This is a genomic window from Clostridium sp. AM49-4BH (assembly GCF_003478335.1).
Lineage (GTDB): Bacteria > Bacillota > Clostridia > Lachnospirales > Lachnospiraceae > Butyribacter.
In genome coordinates this window covers 23,476-30,083 of sequence record NZ_QUFB01000036.1, presented here as the reverse complement: position 1 = coordinate 30,083, position 6,608 = coordinate 23,476, and the positions used below count along the sequence as shown (strand labels likewise).

Genomic DNA, 6,608 nt, shown 5'->3' with positions numbered 1-6,608 from the left:
GTAGCGAAAGCGTCCCGTCCAAAAATGGATGATACCTTGCTAAACCGGGACATCTCAGACAATCCTTCGGGCATGTATTCATCAGAGACTTAACAAAATAAGAAATCACGTAAAAAACGTTGCGTTCTGCGGCAATTATCTTAGTTCTCTGATGACAGAACAATTTACTGTATTGGCTGCAAAATATTTTATTTATTGCCGACATAATAAGCAATATGTGGTTTTGCAATAACTTCCGGTATGGGAAGTTTGAATACGTAGCACTTCAGCTGTTTTGCGGTCACTAGAAAAATATGTTATACTACTTTGTCAGCAGATGTCAATAGAGGAGGAAAAGAATGGTTATTACAAAATATTCATTGATCGGGGCAATTCTACAGTCGTATCCTACAGCACAGGAATGTTTTCAGGAAATGGGAATGCATTGTGTATCCTGTCATATGTCCCCAAGAGAAACATTGGAACAGGCATGTCAGGTGCATCAGTGTGATGTGGATGCGTTGATCGAAAAGCTGGATAGACACATTAATGGACCACAGTAGTAGAGGAGGAATTTGGATATGGAACGACGGTTTCAAACGAAAGACGAGCTAGAACATTTTGACTTTGAGGATGCGGTGTTAGAAGAGGTTGAGTGTGCGTGCGGCCGTGTCAAGGTGATGATAGATAACGTAAAGATCCTGCCGGATAACAGCATGAATCGTGATATCCGTACGATGCGGGCGAATCAGATGGAGATTACCTTTGTAGAAGGATCTTTGGCACAACTTGTGGAAGAAGGCTATAAAGTATATGACGCAGATGGCAACCTTCGTCAAACTTACGAAGATCGTGCTATGAGCGAGCAGGAGATACAGGAGGGACTGCGTGAATTAAGCGGGCTGACTGTGTATGAGATCAACAAGGCAGATGGAATGTATTCTATCGTAGTAGAAGGGGAAGATCATTCGTTTCGGTTAGAAATCGCGGCAGATCATGAGATTGCCGGATGGGACAAGTTTTTGACGGTAGAATCTTAGTTTGTACATTGTTTAAGAAAGGCGAGAGTGATTTGTATGGGAATACAGATAGATAATCCGCTTGGAACGCAGAAAGTCAGTTCTTTGCTGCATCGCTTTGCACTGCCCAGCATTGTGGCGATGTTAGTCAGTTCTTTGTATAATATCGTGGATCAGTTTTTTATTGGACACAGCGTAGGAGAACTTGGCAATGCGGCAACCAATATTTCATTTCCGCTTTCTATTTCCTGTGTTGCGATTGCACTGTTATTTGGGATTGGCGGTTCATCTGCCTTTAATATTTCTATGGGATTGGGACAGACGATAGCAGAGGAAAAGAAAAAAGCAGTTTATTTTATGGGAAACGCCTTGTTTATGATGGTGTTTTGCGGGACTGTGTTGTTGGCAGTGACGCAACTGTTTTTGCAACAGTTAATGGTATTCTTTGGATCCTCGCGGGAAGTGTTAGGTTATGCCAGTGTATATACAAGAATTGTCTCTATTGGTTTTCCGTTTGTCATCGTTGCAACCGGAGGGGGACATTTGCTGCGGGCAGATGGCCGACCAAAGCTTACAATGCTGTGCAATCTGGTTGGCGCAGTGATCAATACGGCATTAGATGCATTATTTGTATTTGGTTTTCAATGGGGCATGGCCGGAGCAGCATGGGCAACGGTCATTGGACAGATGATCTCCGGCGGTCTGGCGGTTTATTTTTTGTGCCATTGCCGTACGGTTACATTATGTCTTAGCCACTTGAAACCGCATGCAAAATATATAGGGCGGATCACGGCGCTTGGAGCTGCTCCGTGCAGTAATCAATTAGCGATGATGATCGTACAGATCGTTATGAATAAATCGTTGAAATATTATGGTTCGCTTTCTGTGTATGGAGAGTCGATCCCGATTGCCTGCGTAGGAATTATTACGAAAGTCAATCAAGTGTTTATGGCGTTTGTGATTGGAATCTCGCAGGGATTGCAGCCGATCGTCAGCTTCAATTATGGTGCAGGATTATATCGTCGTGTGAAAGCAGCGTATATGCGGGCACTTTCCTACGGAGGCACATTGGCAGTGGTTGCATTCCTGTTATTTCAGTTATTACCACATCAGATCATTGCACTGTTTGGAAAGGGATCACCGGAGTATTTTCAATTTGCACAAAACTATTTTCATATCTTTTTGTTTTTTACGTTTTTGAATTTTTTGCAGCCGATCTCATCCAATTTCTTTACGGCGATCGGCAAGCCAACGAGAGGTATGATATTATCTTTGACCAGACAGATTTTGTTTTTACTGCCGCTTATTATTATCTTTCCGTTATTTGTAGGGATTGATGGTATCATGTATGCGGGTCCGGTGGCTGATCTGATGGCGGCCATTGTGGCGATCACTTTGGGATGGAAAGAGCTGCGGCGCCCAGAGTATCAAGGCTAGATACGGAAATCGGAGTGTCATTCTCTGGAGCAAGGCTACATACAGGAATCGGAGTACCGAGAATAGATACCAAAACGGACGCATATCATGTACGGAATGTGGTTCTTAGAAAACGGAGTGGTAGTGTTCGTGAAACAAACAATCATGGCGATGGTGATCGGAAGTATAATTATAGTTTTTTTGCTGTTTCCACAGGCTGTCAGCGATTCTGCCAAAGAAGGATTGCTCATGTGGTTTCAGATCGTACTTCCGTCACTGTTGCCTTTTTCTATTGTTTCTTCTGTGATCATGGGATTGGGACTGACAGAGCGGATCACAGGTGTTGTTGCCCCGGTTTTACAAAGGGTATTTGGCATTACAAGATCCGGTTGTTATGCGGTCGTTGTAGGTATGTTATCCGGATATCCGTTAGGTGCAGCGACTACGGCAGAATTGTACCGGGGACAACGCATTTGCAAAGAAGAAGCACAATATATTTTAATGTTTTGTAACAACGCCAGCCCGATGTTTTTGACAGAATTTATCGGTGTGTCCTGCATGGGGCTGCACAAACCTCTTATCGTATTGATATTGGTCTATATTGCAGGGTGGATCGGGAGCGTGATCGATCGGGGAGGGCGCCATATTATGCGCAGTTTGGGGCTGGAAAACAGTTGGTCAGCAGAGTTTGCCGGCCGGAATCAGGAAAAACCATATGCCGGAAATGTCATTAACGTTCTGGATGAGAGCATCTTACATTCGTTTGTGATACTGACGAAAGTAGGCGGTTATATCATTTTGTTTTCTATTTTGGCAGGCATCGTACAGCAAATGTGTCCGTTTGCACCGGAATATAAAGCCGGGATCGTCAGTGCGCTGGAGATCACCACCGGCGCCGTGCTGCTTAGCAGTACGATCCCCGGGATATCTGGGCAGGTGCTTCTTGTTGCATTTTGCGCTTTCGGGGGCTTATCCAGTGTTGCACAAACGGCCAGTGTGATCTCCGAAACGGATCTTTCCACCGGCAAATATGTTATCGCCAAAATACGCCAAGGCATCATTGCAGGAATTCTATACTGGCTCTGCAGCACTCACCTATCATTCTGAACTCAAACTTCGCACATCCAAAGCTATTTTGTTAAGTCTCTGATGAATACATGCCTGAAGGAATGTCTGAGATGTCCCGGTTTAGCAAGGTATCATCCATTTTTGGACGGGACGCTTTCGCTACGATGCGCTACGTCACGTCACTTAATGTCTCTGCAATACGAGACATAAGTAACGACGAGCGCAAAGTCCCTTTCAAAAATGATGATTTCCTTGCTTCCGGGACGGTTAAGTTTACGTAAGGCATGTAAATCAATCATCAGAGACAACAAAATTTAGAAATCATGCGCAATTATTATGAGATAATGACTCCAAAATCCAGATGCTTCGCATCTGCCGCGCATTGCGCTTTATGATTTTGTCGTTCACAAATTCTGCGCAAGTGAACAAGCTCCCTTGCGTTGCGAATTTGTGAGATAATCAGTTTGAGATTCTAAATTTGTATTTTGCGGAAAATGTTGTATACTAAAGGGTGTATGTTTGGCTGCTATAGAGGTTAGCAGGGTAAAAAAATGGAAAGGCAGGAGAGTTTAGATGGAAAGAAAGAATGCATGGAAAGCGTATAGTGATGAGCAGATTACAGAATTAGAAGAAGTGAATAAATCCTATCGAGAGTTTTTGACGGTGGGCAAGACCGAACGAGAATGTGTGAAAGAGATTATCAAACAGGCAGAAGCGACAGGTTATCAGTCTCTGCAGTCCTTTATGGAACAGGGACGTGCTCTGCAAAAAGGTGATAAAATTTATGCAGTATGCATGAACAAAAGTGTTGCAATGTTTCAGATCGGTGAGCAGCCATTGGAACAGGGCATGAATATTTTAGGAGCGCATATCGATTCACCGCGTTTGGATGTAAAGCAGAATCCATTGTATGAAGACAGCGACATGGCTTATTTGGATACACATTATTATGGTGGGATCAAGAAATATCAGTGGGTGACGCTTCCGTTAGCGATCCACGGTGTGGTTGTAAAGAAAAATGGCGAGACGGTGGATATCTGCATCGGTGAGAAAGAGGATGATCCGGTATTTTGTGTAACAGATCTGTTGATCCACTTGGCCGGAACGCAGATGGAGAAAAAGGCAGCTAAAGTTATCGAGGGAGAGAAATTAGATCTTTTGATCGGAAGTATGCCTTTGAAAGACGAAGAAAAAGATGCCGTCAAAGCGAATGTGCTGAAATTGCTGCAAGATCAGTATGGCATGGAAGAAGAAGATTTTATCTCTGCAGAATTAGAGATCGTACCGGCAGGTGCGGCAAGAGAACTCGGTGTAGACAGAAGCATGATCATGTCTTATGGACAAGATGACAGAGTATGTGCTTATACTTCTTTGGCAGCTATGTTAGAGGCCAAAGATCTGGTTAAGACAGCTTGCTGCCTGCTGGTTGATAAAGAGGAGATCGGCAGTGTTGGAGCAACAGGAATGCAGTCACATTTCTTTGAAAATGTAGTGGCAGAGCTGATCAATCTCGAGGGCACTTATTCAGAGCTTACCTTGAAACGTTGTCTGGCAAACTGCCGCATGCTTTCTTCAGATGTAAATGCAGCTTACGACCCATTATTTGCCGATGCATTTGAAAAGAAAAATGCATCTTATCTTGGCAGAGGCGTTGTATTTAGTAAATTTACCGGAAGCCGCGGCAAGTCCGGTTCCAACGATGCGAACGCAGAATATTTGGCCGAACTTCGCAATATTATGGATAATGCAAATGTTGCTTATCAGACAGCAGAACTTGGTAAAGTAGATATTGGCGGTGGTGGAACGATCGCATATATTTTGTCCCTGTATGGCATGCAGGTTATCGACAGCGGTGTTGCGGTGTTAAATATGCATGCACCTTGGGAGATTACCAGCAAAGCCGATGTGTATGAGGCAAAGAAATGTTATGCAGCATTTTTGAAAGCGGAATAAAGCGAATACAATTTGTGGTGCTGAATCTGTGCCTGTGGCAAAATGCGAAAGCTCACTTAAAGCAACAGGTGCGGAAAGGCATGAGTGATCAGTATGAAAAAAACATTTAGAATGCGTTTGCTTGCGTTATGCCTGGTGGCAAGTATGTCAGTGAATCTTTGCGCTTGTCAAACGAAGAAACAGACGAACAAAAAGGATACAAAAACACAGCTTACGATGGTACTGGATTGGACGCCGAATACGAATCATACCGGGCTGTATGTTGCCGAGCAAAAGGGATATTTTGCGGACGAAGGGCTGGAAGTGGAGATCGTACTGCCGCCGGATGACGGTGCAACCGACATGGTAGTATCCGGTAATGCTGAATTTGGCATTGATGCGCAGGACAATCTGGCGGAAGAGTTTGCCGGAGATCAAAATATTAATGTGACGGCTGTAGCGGCAATTTTGCAGCACAATACGGCAGGATTGATCTCATCGACCGATCAGGGAATCGATTCTCCGGGCAAATTGCAGGATCACACGCTGGCGACCAATGATACGCTGTTTCGCCAAAAAGTCATACAGACCTTAGTGGAATCGGACGGCGGTGATTTTGGGCGTGTGACATTATTATCCAGTTATATTGACGATGTGGTATCGGCACTCCGTTCGGACATTCAATGTGCGTGGATCAATTATGAGTGGGGTGGCATTCAATGTGAACAGGCCGGACTGGTTACGACATTCTTGCCGTTTCGACAGTTAGACGAACGGTTTGATTACTACAGTCCGGTTATCATTGCGAACAATAAATTCCTGACAAAGCATCCGGATGTCGCCAGAAAATTTTTGAAAGCTGTCAAAAAAGGCTATGAGTATGCCATCAAAAAACCGGAGAAGGCAGCAGAAATATTATGCAGCAGCGTGCCGGATCTTGATGAACGTCTGATAAAAGGCAGTCAGGAATATCTAAAGGATTGCTACATCGATGATGCGGCGCAGTTCGGAGTTTTTGATGCAGACCGTTGGAATATGTTTTATCAATGGGTCAATGAGCAGCATTTATATGATCAGGAAATTCCGGAAAATACAGGATTTACGAATGAGTATATTGCAGAATGATCCTTGGAAGTTAAAAAAATGTAAAAAAAGTTAAAAAAAAGTAAAAAAACTATGTGCATTTTTCACAAA

Annotated in this window: 6 protein-coding genes; all 6 read left to right on the top strand. The window is 43.8% G+C overall.

The window, feature by feature from the left end; translation table 11 throughout:
- Positions 1-338: 338 nt before the first annotated feature.
- Positions 339-542 (top strand): DUF1858 domain-containing protein, encoded by a 204-nt coding sequence (locus tag DW981_RS10430; protein WP_022024083.1) that lies wholly within the window; start codon positions 339-341, stop codon positions 540-542.
- A gap of 18 nt (positions 543-560) precedes the next feature.
- The gene (locus tag DW981_RS10425) at positions 561-1,019 is read left to right on the top strand and encodes a subtilin biosynthesis sensor protein SpaK (protein WP_118507672.1); all 459 of its coding nucleotides are present in this window, start codon (positions 561-563) and stop codon (positions 1,017-1,019) included.
- Positions 1,020-1,055: 36 nt separating this feature from the next.
- Positions 1,056-2,435 carry an MATE family efflux transporter gene (locus tag DW981_RS10420; RefSeq protein ID WP_118507671.1) on the top strand — a complete coding sequence of 460 codons (1,380 nt, stop codon included), beginning with the start codon at positions 1,056-1,058 and terminating at the stop codon, positions 2,433-2,435.
- Positions 2,436-2,564: 129 nt separating this feature from the next.
- Complete coding sequence (locus DW981_RS10415) at positions 2,565-3,521, top strand: nucleoside recognition domain-containing protein (protein WP_147352636.1); 957 nt, start codon at positions 2,565-2,567, stop codon at positions 3,519-3,521.
- A 534-nt stretch (positions 3,522-4,055) separates the two neighbouring features.
- Positions 4,056-5,435 (top strand): aminopeptidase, encoded by a 1,380-nt coding sequence (locus tag DW981_RS10410; protein ID WP_118507669.1) that lies wholly within the window; start codon positions 4,056-4,058, stop codon positions 5,433-5,435.
- 93 nt (positions 5,436-5,528) lie between these two features.
- A complete protein-coding gene (locus tag DW981_RS10405) occupies positions 5,529-6,539 on the top strand; it encodes an ABC transporter substrate-binding protein (RefSeq protein ID WP_118507668.1) in 1,011 nt (336 codons plus the stop codon).
- Positions 6,540-6,608: the final 69 nt, after the last annotated feature.

What these genes read in the sequence shown, in the direction of transcription:
- DW981_RS10430 (WP_022024083.1), top strand. Translation starts at nt 339, where the DNA reads ATGGTTATTACAAAATATTCATTGATCGGGGCAATTCTACAGTCGTAT.
- DW981_RS10425 (WP_118507672.1), top strand. Translation starts at nt 561, where the DNA reads ATGGAACGACGGTTTCAAACGAAAGACGAGCTAGAACATTTTGACTTT.
- DW981_RS10420 (WP_118507671.1), top strand. Translation starts at nt 1,056, where the DNA reads ATGGGAATACAGATAGATAATCCGCTTGGAACGCAGAAAGTCAGTTCT.
- DW981_RS10410 (WP_118507669.1), top strand. Translation starts at nt 4,056, where the DNA reads ATGGAAAGAAAGAATGCATGGAAAGCGTATAGTGATGAGCAGATTACA.
- DW981_RS10405 (WP_118507668.1), top strand. Translation starts at nt 5,529, where the DNA reads ATGAAAAAAACATTTAGAATGCGTTTGCTTGCGTTATGCCTGGTGGCA.